Consider the following 23,413-nt stretch of genomic DNA (forward strand, 5'->3'; position numbering starts at 1 on the left):
GAGCCGGTAGCGACCGAGCCGCTGCCGCCTGCTCCGCTTTATCCAGTGCAGCAGGACGTCTCGCAGACAGTGCGAGTGGGGCGGCAGTCGGTGGCGGGAACGTCGAGTATAAGGTCGACATCGGCCACGACTTTGGACGGTGAGCCCACTGCGGCTGTGCCGCCAGCAGATTCAGAGCTGTCGGGGGCGTTAAGCGTGTCTGTCCAAGGGACGGGCGATGGGGTCAGCATGGAGCAAGCGCCTCTCTTTGCCGCCCCTCGCGTCTACGTGAAGCTGACGCCGAGCGAACGCGGGCCGTTTTTCCGCCATAACCACTCGCCCTACGTCGCCGAGGCGGCGAACGGCGACTTGCTCGCGGTCTGGTTCACGACCAATGAGGAGAGTGGCCGGGAGATGAAGCTGGTGGCGAGTCGGCTGCGCTGGGGACAAGACGAGTGGGACGAGGCGTCGTTGTTCTGGGATGCGCCGGATCGCAACATGACCGGCGGCGCGCTCTGGCTGGACGAGACGGGCAAGCTGCACCACATCTGCGGACTGGGAGCCGCAGGCACCTGGGGAACGCTGGTACCCGTGCACCGTACCTCGATGGACCACGGGGCGACCTGGAGCAAGGCGCGCATCCTCCACCCCGAGCATGGCGTGCGGACGATGCCGATCCCGTCGTTGTTCCGGATGAGCGACGGGACGCTGGTCTTCTCGTGCGACGCCGAGACGGGCAGCACCGGCGGCAGCATGGTGTGGCTGAGCGACGACGATGGCGACTCCTGGTACGACTCCGGCGGACTGATCCGCGGCATCCATGCGCCAGTCGTCGAGCTGGCGGATGGGCGGCTGCTCGCCTACGGCCGCGGCGATGAGGTGCACGGCCGGATGGCCCGGAGCATCTCCTCTGACAAAGGCCGCACCTGGACCTACAGCGAGAGCGAGTTCGACCCGATCGGCATGGGCCAACGCGCCGTCTTGCGGCGGCTGCAGGAGGGCGTACTGTTCATGGCGTCGTTCGCCGACGGGATGGAGCTCCGCGATCGCTTGGGCGAGCGGCGCCCGGTGCAGGGACTGTTCGCTGCCGTCTCCTTCGATGACGGCGAGACTTGGCCGTATAAGCGGCTGGTGACGACCGATGCGGACGAGGGCATGTGGGACGGCGGCGCCTGGACGGGCGAATTCCGGATGGATCGGTCGCATGCCGAGCCCAAGGGCTATCTGGCGATGGTACAGGGGCAGGACGGTCGTATCCATCTGCTCAGCAGCCGCATCCATTATTGCTTCAATCTGGCGTGGGTTATGGAGGGTACGCCCGGGCTGGACGGTAGCTCTGACGAATGAGGGGCGCCAGCGGAGCGGGCTAACTGAATGATAGTCGCCAAAAGGCGGGAGAGGGGCAAGGATGAAGAAGCTATATGGGGTTACAACGGCTATGGTCACGCCATTCGGGGCGGACGGCTCGGTCGACCTGGGCAAAGTGGAGGCGCTCGTCGACCATCTCGTCGGCGCAGGCGTGCACGGGCTGTTCCCGCTCGGCACGACGGGCGAGATGGTGCGACTGTCGGAGGAGGAACGGATGGCGGTAGCGGAGACCGTCGTCGAGCGCGCCGCAGGTCGTGTCGTCGTCTACATCCATGCGGGTGCGGCGACTCAAGAGGCGACGATCCGACTGGCCCGGCACGCGCAGCATATCGGGGCCGACGGCGTCGGCGTCGTCACGCCGATGTTCCTGGGGGCCAACGATCGGGAGCTGGAGCAGTACTATGTAACGGTCGCGGGCAGCCTGCGGCAGGACTTTCCCGTCTATCTATACAACATCCCGCAATGCGCCGCCAATGATCTGAAGCCGGAGGTCGCGGCGCGGATCGCAGCGCGCTGCGCCAACGTCGTCGGCGTCAAGTACAGCTGGCCGGACCTGCTCCGCACCGACGAGTACCTGCGCATACGGGATGGCAGCTTCGCCGTCATGCAAGGCGCGGATCGTCTCATGCTGCCTGCCCTGGCGCAGGGCTGCGCCGGCGTAATCTCCGGCGTGTCGTGCGTTTACCCGGAGCCGTTCGTAGCGATCTACGACGCCTTCCGCGCCGGCGACCTGGACCGGGCGCGCGATTGCCAACGCGTGGCAACTTCCTATTGCGAGGCGTTGCGCAGCGGCAGCAACATGTCCTATTTCAAGGAAGCGCTGAGACTGCGCGGCATCGACGCCGGGGTCATGCGGGCGCCGCAGCTCGATCTGGAGCCGGACGCGATCCGACAGCTGGCAGCCGATCTGGCGGCACTGCCGCCGGTGGACGCATTGTAGCCTACCAGGCAGATCGGAGTAGCAAGAGGGACGAGTGTGGAGGAGAGTAGTGTAGTAGGGGGAGTGGGAAGTGGGCGGACAGGTGGTTGATAGGAGCTAGGTCATACTACGTAATACCATTTGGCCACTTCCCCTCATGTGCCAGTTACATGCGCCTCACATGTGTTTCGTCTAGCGCTCCCTCATGCACCTGTGACTCGCGTCTCGCACGTGTTTTGTTTTGCGCTCCGTAATGTACCAGTTACATGCGCCTCACATGTGTCTCGTCTCGCGCTCCCTCATGTACCTGCCGCACGTGCCTCACACGTAATCACTCATAAACCTGCCGCGCTTGTCCCTCACTTGTCTCGTCTCGCGCTTCTTCGTGCACCCGACCCACGTGTCCCACACGTGACTTGTGTCGCGCTCCCACTGATGGTCCCCGAGCACCTCGTTTTTGTGCCAACTATCTTGAATGGATGCCCAGCACCCGCCCGCAGTACCCACACTTATGCGAAAAATCGCACAAAATCGACCTCTCGTGCCCAATCGACTCCGACTTGTGCGGAAAATCGCACAAAATCGACCTCTCGTGCCCAATCGGCCCCGACTTGTGCGAAAAATCGCACAAAATCGACCTCTCGTGCCCAATCGGCTCCGACTTGTGCGAAAAATCGCACAAAATCGACCTCTCGTGCCCGAGTCGGCCCCTACTTGTGCGAAAGCGAAAAATCGCACACGTGGCCCCGCATTCCATTCCTGGCCAGACATGTCTCGCTCGGTTGTCTCTCTTCGTGGACGAAGCAGGGTGCGTCTGATAGAATGAGGGCAGGCAACGAAGAGACTACGATAGAGGAAGGAAGCGCGTTATGCCGATCATACAGGCGCTCGACCGGGCGCTGCGGATTCTGGATCTGTTCGATGAACAGACCCGCGAGTTGAAAATTACCGAGATCAGCAGTCGGATGCAGCTGCACAAGAGCACCGTGCATTCGCTGCTGCGGACGCTGCAGATGCATGGCTATATCGCCCAGGACGAGGATAACGGCAAGTACCGGCTAGGCATGACGCTGCTCGAGAAGGGGCAACTGCTGCTGCGAGGGATGGATCTGCGCGAGGTGGCGAGGCCGCATCTCGAATCGCTGGCTGGTGTTAAAGGGCAGACCACGCATCTGGTCATCCTGGATGGCGCTGAAGGCGTGTACATCGACAAGGTGGAAGGTGCGCGGGCAGCGATACGTTACTCGCGGATCGGTCGCCGCGTGCCGCTCCACAGCAGCGCCGTGGGCAAGGTGCTGGCGGCTTTCCAAAAGCCCCCGCAATTGGAGCGATTGCTGCGCGGCTACACCTACGCGACGCGTACAGAGCATACGATTGATTCCGAGGCGCGATTCCTGGCAGAGCTGGAGCAGGTGCGAGCCGAGGGTATCGGCTATGATCGAGAGGAGAATGAGCCAGGCGTCCGTTGTGCCGCTGCGCCGATCTTCAACCACTCGGGGAGCATAGCGGCAGCGATGAGCATCTCGACGATGGTCGCTCACGTCGATGACGCCGAGTTAGCTGAGTTGATCGAGCTGCTGCGGGGCGAGGCTGCGGCCATCTCGCAACGGTTGGGTTACCGGGAGGCGCGCTAGCCGCTGGCAATGTTGGACAGCCCCCGCGCCAGCTACGATGGAGCTTGCCTGCTGTCTGGCCCACTGCCAGCACTAGAGTCAGCAGCGTCTACGTCGCCTGTCCGCGGCACCGTGTATGACTGGACGGCAGCAGGCAAGCTCGACCCGTCCCCAGACACCTGCTCTGTACGCCAGCCATCTGTCACGGTCGTCCACAAACGATCCGCCAGGCGTCCTGCTGGCCGCCGCGAACGGCCAATCCGTCACGGCGACCTGTCAGGCATTGCTGGCCACCCGCGCAGGCCAATGGCGTTCAGATAAGCATCGCTGTCCATTCGCTGGTTACCCGCCTCCCATTCGAGCGATTCGCCAAACATCCGAGGCTCTCAGTCCTATTGTGAGGCTGAAAGCTACAAAGTCCGCCAGCCCTGCGCTGGCGCTTAGCTACCATAGCCGCTCGCGCCGGCGCTTAGCTGTACACAGCCACGCGCGTCGATGCGCCCGCTGATGCTTCGCAAGCTTGCAAGCGCTTCGATGCCGCCGGACGCAACCTATATGCCGACTATCTCGTCTCTATTGGTGACATATGGGAGGAGATGGGTCGTTTGAAGAGCGCTAGTTGGATTCGTTGGGGGCTGGTTTGGTTTGCGGCGTTGCTGCTGCTTGGCGTACTGTCGCCGCGAGCGGATGCCTTGAGCTGTGTGAGCGTGCCGAATGTTGAGGAGGCTTATACGAAATACGACCGGATCGTCGTAGCCAAGGTGGAGAGCGTCAGACGGGTCTCGCCGTTCTCTGGGGAGAACAAGGTGAAGCTCGCGGTGGAGCGCAGCTTCAAGGGCAAGGTCGAGAGCCAGTTGACGATCCGGGAGGATTTCACTTGGGGGGCGCTGAACGGTCCGAGCGAGAAGGGTGAGACGTATCTGTTCTTTTTGAATCAAAAGGACGGTCAATGGCATAATCCGCTCTGTGCGCCATCGAAGCCGATCGCCGAAGCATCGGATATGCTGGCCTACCTGGACGAATACGATGCTCCGGTCACGGAGACGCGCAATACAGACTGGGGCGGCTGGGCGCTGTATGGCGGGATTGTGGCGCTCGTCCTGTTCCTGCTGGGAGCTACGATAGCCATCCGCAGGAAGCAGCGATAAGCTGTCCGCAGTACGACTGAACTGAGAGAGGGAGGATGATGGGCAATGCAGCAACAGAGAGTAGAGGATGAACAAGCTATGCATGCGCTGCCCCAGCGGATGCTGGCGGCGGTGATGACCAAGCCGGGCGAGATCGTCATGGAGGAGCAGGCGGTGCCGCAACCGGCAGCCGATGAGGTGCTGGTCAAGGTGATGGCGGTCGGCGTCTGCGGCTCCGATGTGCACTATTATGAGCATGGCCGGATCGGTCCGTATGTGGTCGAGAAGCCGATCATTCTCGGTCACGAATGCGCCGGCATCGTCGTCGCTTGCGGCGAGCGGGCGACTCGCTTCCGCCCAGGCGACCGAGTCGCCGTGGAGCCGGGCGTCACCTGCGGTCTGTGCCGCCATTGCAAGGGCGGCCGGTACAACCTCTGTCCCGATGTGCAGTTCCTGGCAACACCGCCAGTGGACGGCGCATTCGTGCAGTATATCGCGCATCGCGAGGACTTCCTGTTCCCGATCCCGGATCATGTCTCCTATGAAGAGGCGTCGATGGTTGAGCCGCTCTCGGTCGGCATCCATGCGCTGAATCGCGCCAGCTTCCAGCCAGGAGGCAGCGTCGCCATCATCGGCGCAGGGCCGGTCGGACTGCTGGCGGTGGCTGCAGCGCGGGCATACGGCGCCTCGCGCATCCTCGTCAGCGACCTGGAGGAGAGACGGCTGCAAGCCGCGCTGGCGCTCGGCGCCACGGATATCATCCCGGGCCGATCGGGCGATCCGGCAAGCGCGATCCGCGAGCTTACCGGCGGAGAGGGCGTCGATACTGCGATTGAGACTGCGGGCCATCCTGTAGCGCTGCGGACGGCTCTCGACGTCGTGCGACGCGGCGGCAAGCTGTCGATTGTTGGCCTGCCGCCGACAAGCGAGGTCGGTCTGCCGATCGCCGATATTTGCGACAAGGAGGTCGACATCCACGGGATTTTCCGCTATACCAACACCTACGAGCAAGCAATCCGCTTCCTCTCGGCCGGTGCGATGGACATCCTGTCGATGGTGACGGACCGCTACTCGCTGGAGCAGACGCAAGCGGCGCTGGAGCGAGCGCTGACCAACAAGCAGGGCAGCCTCAAGGTGATGGTCTACCCGAACGGGCAGCCAGAGGCGTGAGCGTCTGACAGTTGGAGGAATAGACGACAAATCTGCCGCACAGGGGTTCCCAATTGTTCGATAATTATGGTACACTATCGACAGTGAATCGAACAAGTGTTCTTGAATGAACAGGGGAGAGATGTGCAGCGATGGACTCGGATAGGTATGCAGAGATCGATGCAGCGGTCGCTTATATTCACGCGCATTTATTCGAGCCGATCGAGCTTGGCGCGCTTGCCAGCCACGTCTCGTATAGCAAGTACCATTTCGCACGCATCTTCAAGGAGCGTACCGGATTGCCGCCGCTCTACTACATCTCGGCGCTCAGGCTGGAGCGGTCCAAGGAGCTGCTGCTGAAGACGAATCTGACGATCCGTGATATCGGGCTGGAGATCGGTCAGCAGAGCGTAGGCACCTTCTCGACACGCTTCATCGAGCGAGTGGGGATGTCGCCGGCGCGATTCCGGCAGTCGCAAGAGGAGGCAGGCGCCTCGCTTCAGTCGCTCTCGTCGCTGCAGGACTGGCAAGAGCGGTTGATCTCCGTCGATCCGGCGATGCGGGTGGAGGGGACGATCCACACGGAGCTGCCGTTTACCGGCTTCATCCTGATCGGGTTGTTCCCGCGGCCGATCCCCGAGGGGGTGCCGCTCTATGGCACGCTCGTCCGTACGCGCAGCTTTGCCTTTACGGGCGTCAGGCCCGGCACCTATTACCTGATGGCCACCTCGATCGCCTGGGGCAGCGGCACGATGGACATGCTGCTGCCCCAGGCGACACTGCGGACCCGCTCGCGTACGCCAGTCATCGTGCGACCTGGCGTCCCGACGCCGCCGCTGGAGGTGACGCTGCACCCGCCACGGCTGGACGATCCGCCGATCCTGATCTCCTTGCCGCTGCTGATGGAGAGGTTCATGCAGCGGGTTGCGAGCGGCGCTTCCGTGCCATCTCTGTAAGCAAGCACAAAGAGCCTGTCGAAGTCCGACAGGCTCTTTGTACTGCTTCTTGGCAGGTTACTATGCTCAGAGAGAGCTTCTTTTCAAGATTAGCTCCAGGTCAACGTGCCAGAGCAGCTAATCAACGTAACGATGACCCCATTAATAATGCCCGGCAAGTATGGGTTGTTCGTGACCCGGTATATTTTGCGAGCAATAATCGCTGTGACAGGCAGGATAGCCAGGAACGGGAAGAGCCATACGACTTGCATATTCGCATCCGGAAACAGAAGCTCGCCTGTACTGAAAAAGTTGCCATACTGCAAAAGCAGAAGAATGGCAGGCGGCAGGGTATTGGTAACGGCGAGTATGGCCGTATTGACCCATTCGCGCTTGCCGCCGATTTTGTTGAAGTTGAAGCTGTTGACGGCGACCGAGTTCGCGATAAAGTAGGTCAGGAACAGCAGCGAATACGGGAATATGGCGATCCAGACCTTATCCGCTCCAAACGCCTTGACGGCGAGAACCCATATACGGAAGTCGGTCTTGAAGAAATAATCCGCTATGAACACCCAGGCAAAGGAGGCGCATACGACCAAGGCTGCGAGTACGATCGATTTACCGAGCTTGGGCAATGAGATGACTACGCCGCGCTCTCGCAGGCTTAGGCCGTCCTTCTTACCGCTCATATAATAGAACAGCACCATTAACAGTACCGCAAACAATCCGCAATACAGCGCCCATAGCCCGATTCCCCACGTTTGACTCTGCGGCCACGGATCTCTGGACATTGTAAACGACTTGACATTCGTCAGAAGCGGGATATACAGCAAGGTGCCAAAGGCGACCGACGCTAGCTGCAGCAGCCAGAACCATGCCTTGCCTCTCCGGTTAATATCGGCAGGCGCAACCGCCCCATTAGCACGCAGCGAAGAGAAGAACGGCGTGTGCACCATCAAAATGGTAAAGCATACAACAAACATCGCCAGCCCGACAAGACCGACCAAGTTAAAAAACTCCTTTACTTGCCAAACCTGATTGGCAGGAGCGATCGGATTAGGTGTTCCCAAAGCCGCATCAAAAAATGCAAGTGTGGCTGTGGTCGATTGCTTGGAAAAATGCGACCAAGGGTGAGTGACGCTCGGATTGTAAATGACACGGAGGGCTTCCTCGCCGTCAATCGTCTCCTTGTATAATGTCTCTGTGGCGCGTTGATCCTTGCCTGCAGGATCTGTGCCAAAATGCAGGAAGGACTGTGCATTGCCATACTGCGGGTATTTGGTCGGCGAAGTAGGATTGCCCTGAGCATCTACATCGCGCATGAAAAACTCTTCGTATTTGACAGCAATGACGCCAACGTCGCGATTGTTGTAAATGTTGGTGTACTGACTCGTCTCTGCGTCTTTATAAATGGCGTCGGCGCTATTGAGCAATACCGCAGAAATGAGTCTCTCCGGGGCCGCATTGTCTAGCGTAATCGCGGTGTTCGACGACATGCCGCCAAGCGAGTGTCCTGTTATGCCGATGCGTTCCTTGTCGACATAATTGAGCGAGGCCAGCGATTTGACCGCCTCATACATACCCGTGGTGAGGATGCCGATATTCGGGACGCTATCCGAGTTGCCATGGGAGAACATATCCATCGCAAGCACGACATATCCGCGACGCGACAACTCTACGAAGTTCGCATCCTGCATTTCGCGGTTGTTGAACATGCCATGACTGGTCACGATGGCCGGGGCTGGATTTTCGCCTGACACCCCTTCCGGGACGAATAGCAGACCGCTCATTTGATATCCCGAGGTGGTCTCCCAACGCAGATCCTTGACCGTAACTGAGCCTGATGAGGTCTGAACGATTGAAGCGCCAATCATGCTGACCAGCATTAGCATAATCGATAGCCACAACCCAAGCTTTGTCTTTTTCTTATTATCCATTCGTGTACTCCCCCTAAATATGAATGGTGTAGCTAATTTCATTTTTGATCCGATAGTTGGCATTTTAAACGCAGTTTACGCAAAAGGTGCGATGGGATGACTCTCCTTTTAGCCGTGCAGGGAGAAAAAAAGATCACAAGCAAGCCCTGATACCTGAGGGCATTACTTGTGATCTCCGCTTCTCCGTCACGTATATTATATTGATTCTGATTATACCGATGAAAGAAAACGTTGTCAATCGGGTTTATAAGGTCATATTGGGGTAATTAGGAGTAACATTTCTCCAGTTTGTTGCGTCTGAAGGTTGAGATCGTCCCACCAATCCCCGACACAGGAGTGTGAAGTGAATGAAAAAGTGGATGTCTATGTTCATGGCCGTGGCCTTCGTGGCGACGCTGCTGTTGCTGCCGAAGCCTGCGGAAGCGTGTTCATGTATGATGCCTTGGGGACCTGCAGAAGAGATGGAGCGTAAAGAGGTCGTCTTCTCGGGCGAAGTGACGGAGATCGCCGAGCCTGAAGTGATCGAGAACTCTGGCGACCCGGTCACGATCACGTTCGACGTCGATACGGTATGGAAGGGCGAGGTCGGCGCTCAGACCGAGGTGCAGACCGCCTATAGCAGCGCCACCTGCGGCTATTACTTCGAGCTCGACCAGTCCTATCTGGTCTATGGCTCGACCAATGAGGATGGCCAGACATGGGTTAACCTCTGCTCGCGGACGGCGACGTTGGATCGGGCGACAGAAGATCTGAACATCCTCGGCGAGGGGGTGCGCCCTGGCGATGATGGCGGAGACGCCGAAGCGCCGATCGAGATCATGCCGATCATCGATCCGCCGCCGGTGCAGCCTGTTGCATCGGCCTCTGGCGGCATCCAGATCGTCGTGAGCGGTCAGCCGCTGCAGCTCGATGTATCGCCGCTCCTCCATCATGGCATCACCTACATCCCGGTACGGGCAGCGGAGTCGCTCGCCGGCGTGCGCATCGAGAGCTGGGATGGCGAGACGAAGTCGGTAACGATCCGCCATGAGTCCGGCGCCGTCATCACGCTCCGTGCGGGCGGCAGTACCGTGCAACAGCAGAGCCTGGCGGCGGGCGAGCCGATCATTATCGACGGTCGCGTCATGGTGCCTGTCCGGTTTATGGCAGAGTCCTTCGGCTGGACCGTGAGCTGGGATCATGCGACCAAGACGATCCGCTTGGATCAGCCGGCTTCCTGATCGGCGGCCGAGACGTTTGCGCCACTGGGGCGCATATGACCGCGTATGACGACGAAGAGCCTTCATCTTTTGCGAGATGAAGGCTCTTCGTTATGTCGCAGGAGCGAGATGCGCCGCCCCCATGGAGCGGTGTCAATATTTTAGGGTCATTGGCGTAGCAGGCATGGGGGTATGGTTTAATAGAGCAACGCAGGTCTCCGCCTGCGAAGCGATATAACGGCGGGTGGATGAATTCAGACAGCCGTGTGTTTGAGCTGTTGCCGGGATGCACCAGATAGGCATTTGCCGCATAGACTGGATGAGCGGTCGACCGTTGGCAATAATAGTCTTGACTGTCAGTAGGCAAAGCGCAGAAAAAACGGTATGCTAGGAAAAGCTGAATTTGTGCGCCATGAATGGCAGATGAAAGGGACTTATGCGATGGATGGGAATGTATTATTGGCATTTGGCCTGACGCTGATGGCGGGCCTTGCGACAGGCATTGGCAGCTTGATTGCGTTTTTCGCCTCGCGAACGAATACGAAGTTTTTGTCCTTGTCTTTAGGCTTCTCGGCCGGGGTCATGATTTATGTGTCGATGATCGAGATTTTCGTCAAAGCGAAGGATGCGCTGGTCGGAAGTCAGGGCGTAACGGCGGGCAATTGGATGACGGTCGGCGCCTTTTTTGCGGGTATGCTGTTGATCGCGATGATCGACCGTTTCGTGCCGAAGCAGGGCAATCCCCATGAGATGAAGAAGGTCGAGGACGGGGAGAAAACAGTGCGCGAGAAGGAGCTTCTGCGGATGGGCACCTTTACGGCGCTTGCGATCGCCATCCACAACTTCCCGGAGGGCATTGCGACCTTTACCTCGGCGCTGCAGGACCCTGGTCTGGGTATCGCGATTGCCGTCGCGATCGCCATTCACAACATCCCCGAGGGGATCGCCGTCTCCGTACCGATCTATTATTCCACAGGAGACAAACGCAAGGCGTTCAAGCTCTCTTTTCTCTCCGGACTGTCGGAGCCGGTGGGCGCGATCGCCGCATACTTTATCCTGATGCCGTTCCTCAACGATACGGTGTTCGGCATCATTTTCGCCGCTGTGGCGGGGATCATGGTGTTCATCTCGCTCGATGGTCTGCTGCCCGCAGCCAAAAAGTATGACGAAGGCCACTTGCCGATCTATGGCTTAATCGCCGGCATGGCGGTTATGGCTGTCAGCCTGCTTTTATTTATCTAGCGATAGCTTCAAAGCTCGCTCCAGCCCCCGATAATGTATCGGGGGTTATTGGCGCGGGCGAGCAAAAGTTTACAAGTTGGAGACATGTTGGTGATATCACCGAGATGAAGTGTGGGTAATATCAACTATATCGTTACTATACTGAATGAAAAGAAGGTGCTCGCATCATGAATAAAAAACGCAAGCTTCTCCCACAACTTCACGGCTGGACCCTCACCGGCATGGCGGCGCTGCTGCTCGGAACGCAGGCGCTGGCGCCTGCGGTGACGCTCGCTTCTCCTTCAAATACGACGCCTGCAACCGTACAGACCCAGGCAACATCAAGCTCATCCGACCAGATTTACAACACGTATCTGTCGATCGTACAGACGCCTGATCGGCTCAGCGCATCATGGGCTTACCTGAAGGGCAACATCAGCAAGGTGTCTTCATATCAAGCGTCGCTGATGGTGCTGCAGCTGGAAAATGCGCTCCTTCGCAACCAAACCAAGCTGGAGCAGCGCTTTTTCCCGGACTCCGTACAAAAGGCAATCTCGGATGTATACCGGCTCGGCGACAGCTTCGGCAATGTCCGGGCCAAGGTGAAGGACGCCAAGGTGAAGGCATTGCTTGATCAGGCTTCGGCTCAGGGCTACAAACTGGAGACGGCAGAGGGGATGTTCTATCCCGTGATCAACTATTCGCTCTTCCGTCAGTTCGACTCGCATGTCGGCGAGGATGTTCGCGCCTATCTCGCGATTATGCATGAAGAGTCCAAGCAAGCCGCCGTCAAGGATGCGGCGCTGGTGATTGGCTATCAACAGCTGGTTCGCCGGACGTTGGCGATGGAGCAGTTTGTGCAGAAGTATCCGAATTCCAACCGCGCGAAGCAGGTTCGCGAGCGCTTTGAGCTCTACAGAGACTTCACCTTTATGGGGACAAACAATACGCCTTTGTTCGACTATGAGACCAAGCAGATGCAGAACAATGCCAAGACGGGCTACGCCAATGTGCTGCAATGGCTCTCTGTCGAGGAAAGCTCGTATCTGAAATCGCTCGCCCAGTTCATGGAGCTGGCGCAGAAGCATCAATACAAGGATAGCGATGAAATCCGTCAGTTCGTCCGCAACCTGAAGTAGGCATTGCCCGCACGCATACAACCTGTCCATCATCCAAACGAACGAAGCCCGTATCCCCTGTGTAATGCCGCCGGGGATCGGGCTTTTGCTACAGTAGGCTGCTGCGTCTGATTCGCTCTCTCTGCGGGAACTTCGCTATGTACGCTGTACATGTTTCGCGCGGCATAGCCACGGGTAATACTGCATAATTTCATTAATGGGACGGGCGTGCGGAGCAGCTCGCAAGGTTCGGCCGCCCAGGTTGCGGTAGCCAGCGTGATCGCAATTCGGTACACTTGGGTTAACGTATCCGAGAGGGAGGGAGAACAGATGGTGCAAAGACGGTTCACCGCAGCGGAGGCGACGGCGATGCTCCCGGAGCTGTCCCGCGATCTGAAGCAGCTGCAGGAGATTACCCAGGAGCTGCAAAAGCAGTACGTCGACCTGCAAAAGATCAAGGCGCGCTATAAGCAGGCGCTAGCGGCTGGGAGGGTAAGCGATGACGGCGAGGACCCGTTCTTCGAGCTGGAGGCACAGATTGAGTTCCAGCAGCTGGAAGCCGAGATGCTGATCGCCAACTTCTCCCGCAAGGGCGTGCTGCTGAAGATGATCAGTCCCGGGCTGATCGATTTCCCGGCCGTCATCGAGGGCCAGGAGGCCTTGATCTGCTGGAAGGAAGGCGAGGAGCGGATCACGCACTATCATGGCTGGCATGACGGCTTCAGCGGTCGCAAGCCGCTGCCGGAGGATGCATGAGGCGAGAAGGATGGAGCGGGAGAGGCAGTGCCAACCGGGACAAGCGAAGGCCGGTCGTCGCCCTGTCGGGAGCGAGCGGATATATCGGCCGCAACCTGCTGGAGGCGCTAACGGCAGATGTCGAGGTGATCGCCCTCTCCCGCAACGGAGACGAGCGCCAGGACACGGATACCGTGACCTGGCGCTCGTGTGATTTTTATGCGGCGGAGGATGCCGTATCGGGGCTAGCAGGGGCTGACTATACAGTGTTCCTGCTGCACTCCATGATGCCTTCGGCCAAGCTGACGCAGGGGACCTTTCAGGATATGGATGTCATCCTGGCTACGCATTTCGCAAGGGCAGCGCAAAAAAACGGCATTCGCCAGATCGTCTATCTGAGCGGGATGGTCCCGCCGGATACGACGAAGGACGAGCTCTCACGTCATTTGCGGAGTCGCCTGGAGGTCGAGGAGATCCTCGGCTCTACCGGCGTGCCCGTGACGACGATCCGGGCCGGTCTGATCGTAGGGCCGCAAGGCTCGTCCTTTCCGATCCTCGCCAAGCTGGTACGCCGCCTGCCCTTCATGATCCTGCCGCGCTGGACGCGGACCCGGACGCATCCGATCGCCCTCTCTGAGGTAGTGAATGCGCTCCGTCACAGCATTGGGCGCGAGGAGCTGGCTGGTCGGATCGTCGACATCGGAGGCCCCGACGTGATGACCTACGCCGAGATGCTGGATCAGACGGCCCGGCTAATGGGCCGACGGCTTCGTTTCCTCCCCTTCCCATGGTTCAACGTCTATCTCTCGCGCCTCTGGGTGTCTCTGGTGACAGGTACGCCCAAAGCGATGGCATACCCGCTGATCGAGAGCTTGATCCATCCCATGGTGGCCAGCGAGGAGCACCGTATCGAAGGGCTGAGCGATGGACGCATTCCGTTCCGGGAAGCGGCGAAGCAGGCCTTGGAGGAGGAGCGGGAGCAAGCAAAGGAAGCCAGGAAGCAGAAGGACGGATCGTCCTCCGGTGCAGCGGATGCAGCCAAGCGTGTCGCTCGATCCGATGTCCGCTCCGTGCAGCGAATCCTTCTGCCCTCAGGCAAGGATGCGGCATGGGCGGGAGATTATTATGTCCAGTGGCTGGCGAGATTCGCCGGTCCGCTCTTCCGCGCAGAACGAGAGGGAGCGGTCAGCCGTCTCTATCTGCTGGGCTACCGCAAGCCCTTGCTCCAGCTCACCTATGATGTGGAGGGGAGCGATCCGGGCTACGCTTGCTATCGCATCTCTGGAGGCTCTTTTGCCAAGTTATCTACTGCTCACCGTGGCCGCCTGGAGTTCGTACAGATCGGGGGCACCCGGGAGTGCGTTGTTGCCATCCACGACTACGTACCCTCTCTACCCTGGATCGTCTACAAGTATAGCCAAGCCAAGCTGCATCTGCTGGTCATGTGGCTGTACCGCCGGCATTTGGCGAAGGTGCAACTTTAGTTACATCTTATACTGGCGTTTCCAACAGCCCATTGTCCAAATAAATGCTTCGTTCAGCTAATTTTCCGAGATCGTCGTCATGGGTAACCATCACCAAGGTTGTGCCTTGCCTCTGAAGTTCGCACAGCAGCGCAATAATGGCATCCCCATTGTCACGATCTAGGTTACCCGTAGGCTCATCAGCAAATATAACGTCAGGTTGGTTGGCGAGTGCTCTTGCAATGGCGACTCGTTGTTGTTGACCCCCGGAGAGTTGTGCAGGATAATAACGGGCTTTGTCCTCTAGTCCTACTTGTGACAATAGTGCAAGAGCCCGTTCACGTCTTTGTTTGCGCGGCACCTGCTGATAAGCCATAGGCGCTTCTATATTTTGAAGAGCTGTAAATTCTCTTACCAAGTGATAGGCTTGAAATACGAATCCAAAGTGCCTCCCTCGAAACTCAGCCAAGGTGTGATCTTGGTTGGTGCTAAGTTTTACTTCATGAGAATAATAATCGCCTTCCGTCAATTGATCCATACATCCAAGGATATGCAATAAAGTGCTCTTTCCGCTACCGGACTTGCCTCGGATGGCTACGAATTCTCCCTTTTTAATCGATAAATTAAAGGGCCGCAGGATGTTTACAGTCTCTTTATTATGAACATAGGACTTGGACCCGTTCACAATTTTTAGCATGGCCTCTCCCTACTCTCTGCTCAAAATCTTAATCGGCTGGAGGTTATATATCCTCAGGAACAATGTGCTGGATGACAAGAAAACAGGAAGCAAGCATGCTGCTGCCGTAACGACCATCCATAAGATGGACGGAGAGATTGAGATTTGATCGAATTGAATATATCTTGGCAAATAATAAGCCCCTCCCAATACCCCGATTGCGACGCCAAGCAGAGCGGGAAGCATGGTTTCGACCACCATTGCGGCCCATAAATCTTGCCTGCGCGCGCCTACAGCGATCAGAATGGATAACCCCTGTTTTCTTCTGTTAAATAATAGATGAACGAGGCCCGTCAAACCTAAGATAACTAATAAAAGGCACACAATTGAAATGATGAACGCTATAATTGCGGTATCTTTTACTCCGGTCATCTTCAACAAAAATTGTTGTAGCAATGTGCTTACATTATAGGAGTAAGAGGGATTCCAGTTAAAGAGTTGACTTACGACCTGCATAATTAATGTTGTTGCTTCCTCGCCCGACGTACTTGGGTTTACGCGTACAGATAATCGCAAGGTTCCTTCATCTTTGGGCGTATAATGCTCATACACAGCAGTTAAGGGGAGCAGCACAATTTGATCGGACAAAGCCCTTTTTTCCGTTTCCCCAAAATGAATCGGGACTTCAAAGGAGTCAGGTTTATCATCGCTAGCGCTCATAATAGGTTGAATGGAATAATGGCGTCCTTCGTCGATGACCAAAGAACCGTCTATGACACGATAGGCAGGTGTGCCCGGAAAAATTTTGATCAAATCGCCCTTTTTTTCGAGGAAGGCTTTTATCTCTGATCCCACGTACACGTTTGAGCTTGTGTCAAAAGGCTCCTCGGATTGGAGCATGAATTGCATATAATCATCTGAGGCATAGATAATGTAAGCTTCTGTCAGTTGATTTGCCTCATTCGTATAATATACCGGGTACACGAAATGCAAGGGAAACATCGCTTCCGTGTAGGTTTGCTTTAATTGCAACAGTTGTTCATATGAAATAGGCGGTGTATCGGAATCGCCAGAGGACTGGGCAACGATATGCCAAGTTAGAGTGTGAACCTCATCCTGCATTTCTTCGTAACGTGATTCAATGGAGGCATAAATCGTCAGAGACGAGTATATAACAAAAGCTCCGGCTGCAATTTGTACTATAATAAGCATGTAGCTTTTCCAGTAATAGAGAGCCATGTGAAGAGCTAAATGAAGGATGTTCATTATTCTGGTCATCTGCTACCTCGAATCAATGAAATGATATCTTGAGATAAAACTTTCTTCAGGTAGAGTAGGCTCAACAATCCACATAGGATGAAGTTCATTGAAAAGGTTGCTGCAACAACCCAACCGTCTATACGAATAGGAAGGATATATTTTCCAACAAAGGGACTGCTAAGAAAAAGAATCCCGAGTACCGCTGACAGCGAAATGGAGGTAATCAAAAGAAGCTCAATAAAAAACTCCAGGATGATGTTCCCTTTTGTGCTGCCCGTTGCGAGCTGAATTCCATACCGGCTTCTCCGTTCATCGAGCATGAATTTAATTACGTTCGATATATTAATAAGGGAATATACAAAAACGGACAGTGTTATTAGCAGCAAAAGGCTGTAGTTAACACGTTGTCCCGCCAAATAGTTATTGTTTATTACACTCATTTTCTCCAACTCCACGTTAAGCGGCAACTCTTTTAAGGAAGAGATCATCTGCTCAACAGAGTGACTGTCCTTCATTCGAACGTAGAACTGTGAGTATCCTCTCCAATTCTCTTCCGCTTGGTGCAGCATAACGACTCGGTTTGGAAATACGGCGGTGGTTCCTATAATGGTACAGGGTTTATTATTGATATATAACTGTTCCTGTACACCTGAGGCTCTTTGCAATTTATTTATAAGGTCGGTGCCTACAACACATTCGTTATTCCTCGAAGAATCAAACCATCGGCCCTCTTGAAGAAACTGCTTGAAATTCTGATCAAATGCTTGACTTACGTAGACATATCGGATGTAGCGCATATGTGTTCCAGAGGCAAGAATACCGCTGTTTTCGGTTTTGAAAAACACATTTTGTACAGCCGAATCCTGGTTTAAACGATCATTTAGCAGTATCCGCGCCTCCGCCAGTTGTCCCATATTTTCTGGACTAAAGGAGAACCCTTCAATTTGTATTATTTGCTCTGAATGCTGCATAAAAGCGTCCTTCGTCTGTTTTTCGTCATGGGCCATTATGGCGAGCACGAAAGTCGGCATTAATATACCGATAAAATAACTCGTTGCCGTAAAACAGGTGATCCATCGATTAGCTCGTATAAGGTTCATCGATGACGAAAGGTGAAAACTGATTCTATTCAACATGTTATGAAGTCGCCTTTTGCAAGTAGTAAACCGTATTCGTCATCGAATTCAAAACGAAAATATCATTGCCTGCAAACGTAAAAGTTGTTAACCCCATCAATTCGTCCAATTCTCCTCTAAATCGATATACTGTGTTCATATAGTTGCCATCGAGATCATAGCGATCGACTGAAAAATAGGATTTACTGAACATGTATATATGCTGTTCGTGACCTTCGATTCCACCAGCGGTATATTTATAAGGAATTTCATGTATGTCCGTTATTTCATCATTTGGAGAAATTGTGAGTAAATAATTCCTGCCCGACTCAAAGCTCCTGGTATCTTTCGTTTTTATAAATTCCCCTTCGGAGACGAAATATAGGGTATCCCCGATGGCAGCGACATGCCCGATCAGGCTTTCCCCAATCGTTTGAATCGACTCATCGTTCGAGATAGCAATGACAGTTGCCCATGACTGATCCATGGTCTGAGTCGTGGCATAGAGGGTCTGATTTAAATAGGCGATATCTTTGATTTCACTCGATTTAGGCGAATAGGGGAAGTCGCTTACCTGATATTGCTTGATAAATTGATCTTCCTGGTCGATGACCTGGATCCGGTTATTTCCGGAATCTACAATATAAATGTTATAATCGGCGTCTGCTGTAATGCCGGTTGGTTTTATAAATTGTAAGGGGCCGTTGCCAGGCTCTCCAAATGTGCGGATCACCTTCCCTTCACGATCAATAACTACGATGCGGTCATTGCCTGAGTCCGTTATGTACAAGCTTTCATTCACCCATTGCATGGCTGAAGGGTTGTTAAGCCCAAGGGCTTCTTTATACTTTCCCGCTTCGATATACTCAGGTGTCTCCACAATATTAATGGTGTCCATATTCGTCGGCCATTGATCTGAATTGCAGCCTATCAAGAAGGTTAACATTAACATTAGAGAACACAATTTTATCGTTTTAGCCATCCTTATCATACCTTTCTTGTGAATGCAATATCTGTTAAGGGAGTTTTACTTAAATGGATATATTATCTATTGTAAAAGAAATGGGAGGGAAATCAACCTTATTTTTAAAATTTCCCAAAATTAGTTTCTGTTGTATGTTTGGTAGGCTCTTAAGCTTGAACATACTCTAAAAAGACAAGCCCGTTCGAATGAAACGTGAACGGGCTTGTCTTTTGGTGCTGGTTTTTACCAAGTTAAGGGAGGGATGTAAGGGAGGCCGCAGTGAAGACCACGGCCGGGATGTGCGAGCGTCTATGCGCTTCGGCACACGGTTATGTGTGGATCGCCAATTACAATTCGGTCAAGCAAAGCCTAACCCCGAATGAGCGACTCCGCGCCGTCGATATAGATGTCGGTGCCGCTAATGTGGCTCGACTCGTCGGAGGCGAGGAACAGGACGAGATCGCCGCATTGCTCGATCGTGCCGGACTTGAACGCCAGCGGCTGGCTGCCCTTGGGGAACTCGACGGGCAGCTTGACCTTATCGAGGTTCGGCGAGATATCGGTGTTGTCGTCGATATTGGTCTCGATCGCGCCCGGACAGATGGCGTTGACGCGAATCTTCGACGGCGCGAGCTCCAGCGCCACCATCTTCATGAAGGCGACCTGTCCCGCCTTGCTGGAGCTGTAGGCCGTCGCTCCCGTATTGGAGAAGATCCGGTTGCCGTTGACCGAGCTGGTGATGATGATGCTGCCGCCGCCGTTTTCCTTGAGATAAGGCACCGCATACTTGACGGTCAGGAACGTGCCCTTGAGATTGATCGAGAGCGTCTGGTCCCAGTCCTCCACGGTCAGCTCCTCTAGCGGCGCCCAGGTGCCGTTGATGCCGGCATTGACGAAGACGATATCGATGCGGCCATGCTTGTCCGCGACGCCCTTCATCGCGGCCTCCACCATCTCGGGCTGAGATACATCCGTCTCGAACACGTCGGCGGTGCCGCCGGCCGCTTCGATCTGCGCCTTCACCTCATTGGCATTATCCAGCGTCCGATCCAGCATGCAGACGATCGCGCCTTGCTCGGCCAGCCTCAGCGCCGCGCCCTTGCCGATGCCCGATCCGCCGCCGGTGATGACGGCCACTTTGCCCTCGACTCGCTTTGCGTTTCCCATGTCTCCCACTCCTTCTATTCTATAGGTTCACCATTCTATTGATGATTACACGGAAGGAGTTGACATGACACACCCATGGGCGAAATCAGATCGTGGTCGCACGGGTCGGCGCTGTCGGTGCTGGTCCGTACCGTCATGCCCGCCGGACCTCGCGGTCGGCGCTGGGGATCCTGCGAGGACGGGCTGGGCGCGCCTTGCGAGAGCGTGCGAGGGCTGGCGTTAGCTGACAGGGTCTGCCGACTAGGTCAACGCGTTTAAGCCGGGCGACAGCTTGTGCTTGCGATCCCCGATCCGGATCCAGACCGGCTGATGCGACGGATTAAATACATGCGTACGGTCGACCGAGTATTGAAGACGGCGGGCAGCCTCCATATAGTCGAGGATCTCGATATTGGTGGCATACCAGATATCGTCGCGGTCGCCCATCCGTTGACAGAACGTCTCCATCATCTCCCAGTTGTTGTCGTTGTCGAACTCGTAGCTGTGACCCCATACATAGAAGAGCGAAGCCTTGGGGGACCAGGACGGCTCCTCGAATTTGTCGGCCATCGTCAGCATTTCCTTGTGATGGCAGGTCGGATGCCAGCGCAGCGGATCGTCTGGGAGCTCGAAGCTGTGTGTGCTATGTACGGTTCGCGAGTAGCGGATGCCGAGCTGGGGCAGCGTGCGGGCGACCTCGTCATTGTACGTGCCGAACGGGTAGGACATGCCCCTTACCGGATATCCGGCCACTTCCTCGAGCGCGCGTCGATCCTCGATAATCTCCGTCACCCATACCTCGGGCGCGGTGCGATCCAGAAACGGGTGGTTGACGGTATGCGCCGAGATTTCATGATTTTTGAATAGGGTGCCCGTTTCCGCGCGCGTGATGTATCCTTCGTGATCCCATTTGCCGGAGTTCAGGTGGAAGGTCGCTCTTAGACCGTAACGATCCAGCAGCTCGACGAGGCGACGATCCTGTGTCCGTCCATCGTCATAGCTGAGTGTAAGCGCCTTCAGACGCCCTTCGGGAAAGCAAAGATAAGGAACAGCTGTCATCATAAAAGCTCCTCTCAAGTCAGGGTTGAGTAAATCTCTAGCAAAGATAGCATCGAGATCCAAATGGCGTCAATAGCTGCAGAGCAAAAAGCGCCCCCGAAGGCCGGCAGTGGACCATCGGGGGCGCTATCGGGGGCGCTCAGAGAATGAGAGCTTACCCTTCGTTGATGGAGGGACGGGATGTCACGGCAGCCCCGCCCTCGCGTGTGCTCTCGCTCTCGGCAGCCGGGCGAGGATCAGCCGCCGAGCGCAGCGGGATCTCCCGGATGAAGGCGACGAGGATGAGCGCGATCGCCAGCAGACCGGATCCGGTCAGGAAGACGGTCGTCAGCGCATCGCTCAGGGCGTTTCGGACGAGGGCCGTTAACTGAATGGCGACGTTCTGCAACTGCTCAGGCAGGGCGGCGGTGAGACGCTCCAGCTCCGGCTTGTTGGTGAGCAGCTGCGGGTCCATGAACGGCTTCAGCTGTTGCAACACCTCGGGATCGGCGGCAGCCGGACTGTCTCCACCGAGCTTGCTCATCGCCGCGCTGATGTTGTGCGTCATCCGCGACATCATGATCGAGCCCATCACGGCGATGCCGATCGTGCCGCCCATGTTGCGGAACAACTGGGAGGAGGCGGTGACGACGCCGAGCTCAGACGCAGGGACGGCATTCTGTGCAGCGAGTGTAAATACAGGCATGCCAAAACCCAATCCGATGCCGAATACGATCATGCTGGCGACTGCGACAGGAATATTGTCCATATAAGCCATGATGACCATACCGATCGTCATGATGGTCATGCCGAGCAGCGCGAAGCGTTTGTACTTGCCGCTGCGTGCCATCCAGCGCCCCGTCATGGCGCTGAGGATAATCATGCTGATCGACATCGGCATCGTTACATAGCCGGAGTAGGTCGGCGAGATGCCTTCCACCCCTTGCACGAAGAACGGCAGGTAGATGAGTGCGCCCATCATGCCTGCGCTCATCAGGAAGCCTGCGACATTGGAGATGGTCACGACTTGATTGCTGAAGAGCGACAGCGGCAGCACGGGACTCTTGACCTTGCGCTCGACGAGCACAAATACGATCAGACTAGCCAGGCTGGCAGCGAACAGGCCGATAATCTGCGAGGAGCCCCAGTCATACTTGGTGCCTGCCCAGGTGAACGCAAGCAGCAGCGGCACGATAGCGGTCGTCAAGAACAGCGAGCCCCAGTAGTCGACCTTCTCGTCGTAGTTGCGAGCCGTCTTGGGGAACAGTCGCCAGATCATCGCAAAGGCGATGAAGCCGACCGGCAGGAACGCCCAGAAGATCCATTCCCAATTCATATGATCGACCATCCAGCCGCCCAAGGTCGGACCGAGCACGCTGGAGAAGCCGAAGATTGCCATCATCATCCCGGTCCACTTGGCCCGCTCGCGTGGCGCGAACAGGTCGCCGACCGCTGTGATGGCCGTCGCCATGATGATGCCGCCGCCGACGCCCTGAACGCCGCGATAGAAGATCATCTGCTCGATCGTCGTCGAGGTGCCGCACAGGAAGGCGCCGATCATGAAGAAAATGATGCCCACGAGCAGGAACGGCTTGCGCCCGTAAATATCCGAGAGCTTGCCGACGAGTACGGTCGAGATGGTTGAGGTCAGCATGTAGATGATGATAACCCACGTATACAGGTCCATGCCGTTCAGCAGAGACGCGATACGGGGCATGGCGGTGCTTACGATCGTCTGGTTAATCGCTGCGAAGAACATGGCGGACATGATCGCCAGCATGATCAGCAGCTTTTGTCGAGAGGTTAAATGTTCGATGGGTATCTACTCCTTACTGCTGGATTCGAGTAATTCATGCATATGTGTAAAAATGCGTTGCAGATGCGCCTTGTCTTCGTCGGGAATCTGATTCAGGACATCGGCGAACAACGCATGATATTTGGCGCCGAGCTCGGCCTGCTTCGCACGTCCTTCGTCCGTAATCTCGAGATAGACGACACGTCTGTCGACATCGTCGCGTATCCGGGAGATTAGTCCGAATCGGATCATCCGATCGCTCATGCCCGTGATGGCCCCAGGCGTCACCTGCAGCACATCAGCCAGATCCACGACTTTATGTTTGCCGCGCTTGCCCAGGATATTCAGCATCCGGTATTGGCTGATGGTAAAGGTGTCTCCGCTGCTCTGATTCCATATTTCATTCGCCTTCTTGATGAGGGATTTGAACAGATGGAACAGCTCAAGCGAAGTGTCCGTAGGCATATCACCACCTCCTGATTCAGATTATATGAGAGGTTAACTATTTATGCACTAAACATTTAAACAAATATATTTTAGTTCTAAACAATTAACACGTAATGTACTTTACTCCGCTTCATGAAAAATGTCAAGGGGGAGATGAAAACTGGGGGAGATGAAAACTGCCCTCAAACAAACGCCTACGGTCACGGGAT

20 protein-coding genes are annotated in these 23,413 nt (G+C 55.9%); 11 read left to right on the plus strand and 9 right to left on the minus strand.

Annotated features, from left to right (window positions below):
• The 6 genes from PA598K_RS16935 to PA598K_RS16960 form a co-directional block, all read left to right on the plus strand.
• The coding region (locus PA598K_RS16935) for an exo-alpha-sialidase (RefSeq protein WP_221414148.1) at positions 1-1,326 on the plus strand (1,326 nt) is incomplete at its 5' end.
• A gap of 61 nt (positions 1,327-1,387) precedes the next feature.
• On the plus strand, positions 1,388-2,287 hold the full coding sequence (locus PA598K_RS16940) for a dihydrodipicolinate synthase family protein (protein WP_128658099.1): 900 nt from the start codon (positions 1,388-1,390) through the stop codon (positions 2,285-2,287).
• An 848-nt stretch (positions 2,288-3,135) separates the two neighbouring features.
• Positions 3,136-3,900 (plus strand): IclR family transcriptional regulator, encoded by a 765-nt coding sequence (locus PA598K_RS16945; protein ID WP_128658100.1) that lies wholly within the window; start codon positions 3,136-3,138, stop codon positions 3,898-3,900.
• A 584-nt stretch (positions 3,901-4,484) separates the two neighbouring features.
• Positions 4,485-5,027: a hypothetical protein gene (locus tag PA598K_RS16950; protein WP_128658101.1), complete on the plus strand. Its 543-nt coding sequence runs from the start codon at positions 4,485-4,487 to the stop codon at positions 5,025-5,027.
• 45 nt (positions 5,028-5,072) lie between these two features.
• Complete coding sequence (locus PA598K_RS16955) at positions 5,073-6,176, plus strand: NAD(P)-dependent alcohol dehydrogenase (protein WP_260405456.1); 1,104 nt, start codon at positions 5,073-5,075, stop codon at positions 6,174-6,176.
• A 131-nt stretch (positions 6,177-6,307) separates the two neighbouring features.
• Positions 6,308-7,111 (plus strand): helix-turn-helix domain-containing protein, encoded by an 804-nt coding sequence (locus PA598K_RS16960; RefSeq protein ID WP_128658102.1) that lies wholly within the window; start codon positions 6,308-6,310, stop codon positions 7,109-7,111.
• 89 nt (positions 7,112-7,200) lie between these two features.
• Here PA598K_RS16960 and PA598K_RS16965 read toward each other — a convergent pair whose 3' ends face one another.
• Complete coding sequence (locus PA598K_RS16965) at positions 7,201-9,027, minus strand: alpha/beta hydrolase family protein (RefSeq protein ID WP_128658103.1); 1,827 nt, start codon at positions 9,025-9,027, stop codon at positions 7,201-7,203.
• Between the two features lie 347 nt (positions 9,028-9,374).
• On the opposite strand from PA598K_RS16965, the gene PA598K_RS16970 reads away from it, so the two are divergent.
• The 5 genes from PA598K_RS16970 to PA598K_RS16990 all read left to right on the plus strand — a co-directional run bounded on the left by PA598K_RS16970 (position 9,375) and on the right by PA598K_RS16990 (position 14,784).
• Positions 9,375-10,247: a stalk domain-containing protein gene (locus PA598K_RS16970; protein ID WP_128658104.1), complete on the plus strand. Its 873-nt coding sequence runs from the start codon at positions 9,375-9,377 to the stop codon at positions 10,245-10,247.
• Between the two features lie 420 nt (positions 10,248-10,667).
• Positions 10,668-11,468, plus strand: coding sequence for a zinc transporter ZupT (gene zupT / locus PA598K_RS16975; RefSeq protein ID WP_128658153.1), 801 nt, complete (start codon positions 10,668-10,670; stop codon positions 11,466-11,468).
• Between the two features lie 167 nt (positions 11,469-11,635).
• Complete coding sequence (locus PA598K_RS16980) at positions 11,636-12,586, plus strand: hypothetical protein (RefSeq protein ID WP_128658105.1); 951 nt, start codon at positions 11,636-11,638, stop codon at positions 12,584-12,586.
• A gap of 309 nt (positions 12,587-12,895) precedes the next feature.
• Positions 12,896-13,321: a DUF2203 domain-containing protein gene (locus tag PA598K_RS16985; protein ID WP_128658106.1), complete on the plus strand. Its 426-nt coding sequence runs from the start codon at positions 12,896-12,898 to the stop codon at positions 13,319-13,321.
• Positions 13,318-14,784 (plus strand): NAD(P)H-binding protein, encoded by a 1,467-nt coding sequence (locus PA598K_RS16990; protein ID WP_128658107.1) that lies wholly within the window; start codon positions 13,318-13,320, stop codon positions 14,782-14,784. The genes PA598K_RS16985 and PA598K_RS16990 overlap by 4 nt, the downstream gene beginning before the upstream one ends.
• Positions 14,785-14,791: 7 nt before the next feature.
• Here PA598K_RS16990 and PA598K_RS16995 read toward each other — a convergent pair whose 3' ends face one another.
• The 8 genes from PA598K_RS16995 to PA598K_RS17030 form a co-directional block, all read right to left on the minus strand.
• Entirely contained in the window at positions 14,792-15,460 is a 669-nt protein-coding gene (locus tag PA598K_RS16995) for an ABC transporter ATP-binding protein (RefSeq protein WP_128658108.1), read from the minus strand.
• A gap of 9 nt (positions 15,461-15,469) precedes the next feature.
• Positions 15,470-16,717, minus strand: coding sequence for an ABC transporter permease (locus tag PA598K_RS17000; RefSeq protein WP_128658109.1), 1,248 nt, complete (start codon positions 16,715-16,717; stop codon positions 15,470-15,472).
• A complete protein-coding gene (locus tag PA598K_RS17005; protein WP_128658110.1) occupies positions 16,714-17,835 on the minus strand; it encodes an ABC transporter permease in 1,122 nt (373 codons plus the stop codon). Before PA598K_RS17005 ends, PA598K_RS17000 begins: the two co-directional genes overlap by 4 nt.
• Before the next feature lies 1 nt (position 17,836).
• On the minus strand, positions 17,837-18,796 hold the full coding sequence (locus tag PA598K_RS17010) for a 6-bladed beta-propeller (RefSeq protein WP_185602040.1): 960 nt from the start codon (positions 18,794-18,796) through the stop codon (positions 17,837-17,839).
• A 351-nt stretch (positions 18,797-19,147) separates the two neighbouring features.
• Positions 19,148-19,945, minus strand: coding sequence for an SDR family oxidoreductase (locus tag PA598K_RS17015; protein WP_128658112.1), 798 nt, complete (start codon positions 19,943-19,945; stop codon positions 19,148-19,150).
• 240 nt (positions 19,946-20,185) lie between these two features.
• Positions 20,186-20,983: a polysaccharide deacetylase family protein gene (locus PA598K_RS17020; protein WP_185602044.1), complete on the minus strand. Its 798-nt coding sequence runs from the start codon at positions 20,981-20,983 to the stop codon at positions 20,186-20,188.
• Between the two features lie 154 nt (positions 20,984-21,137).
• Positions 21,138-22,742, minus strand: a complete 1,605-nt coding sequence (locus PA598K_RS17025; RefSeq protein ID WP_128658114.1) for an MDR family MFS transporter — start codon at positions 22,740-22,742, stop codon at positions 21,138-21,140.
• 42 nt (positions 22,743-22,784) lie between these two features.
• Positions 22,785-23,222, minus strand: coding sequence for a MarR family winged helix-turn-helix transcriptional regulator (locus tag PA598K_RS17030; RefSeq protein WP_128658115.1), 438 nt, complete (start codon positions 23,220-23,222; stop codon positions 22,785-22,787).
• Between the last annotated feature and the right edge of the window lie 191 nt (positions 23,223-23,413).

Origin of the sequence: Paenibacillus sp. 598K (assembly GCF_003851045.1) — a bacterium.
GTDB lineage: Bacteria > Bacillota > Bacilli > Paenibacillales > Paenibacillaceae > Paenibacillus_D.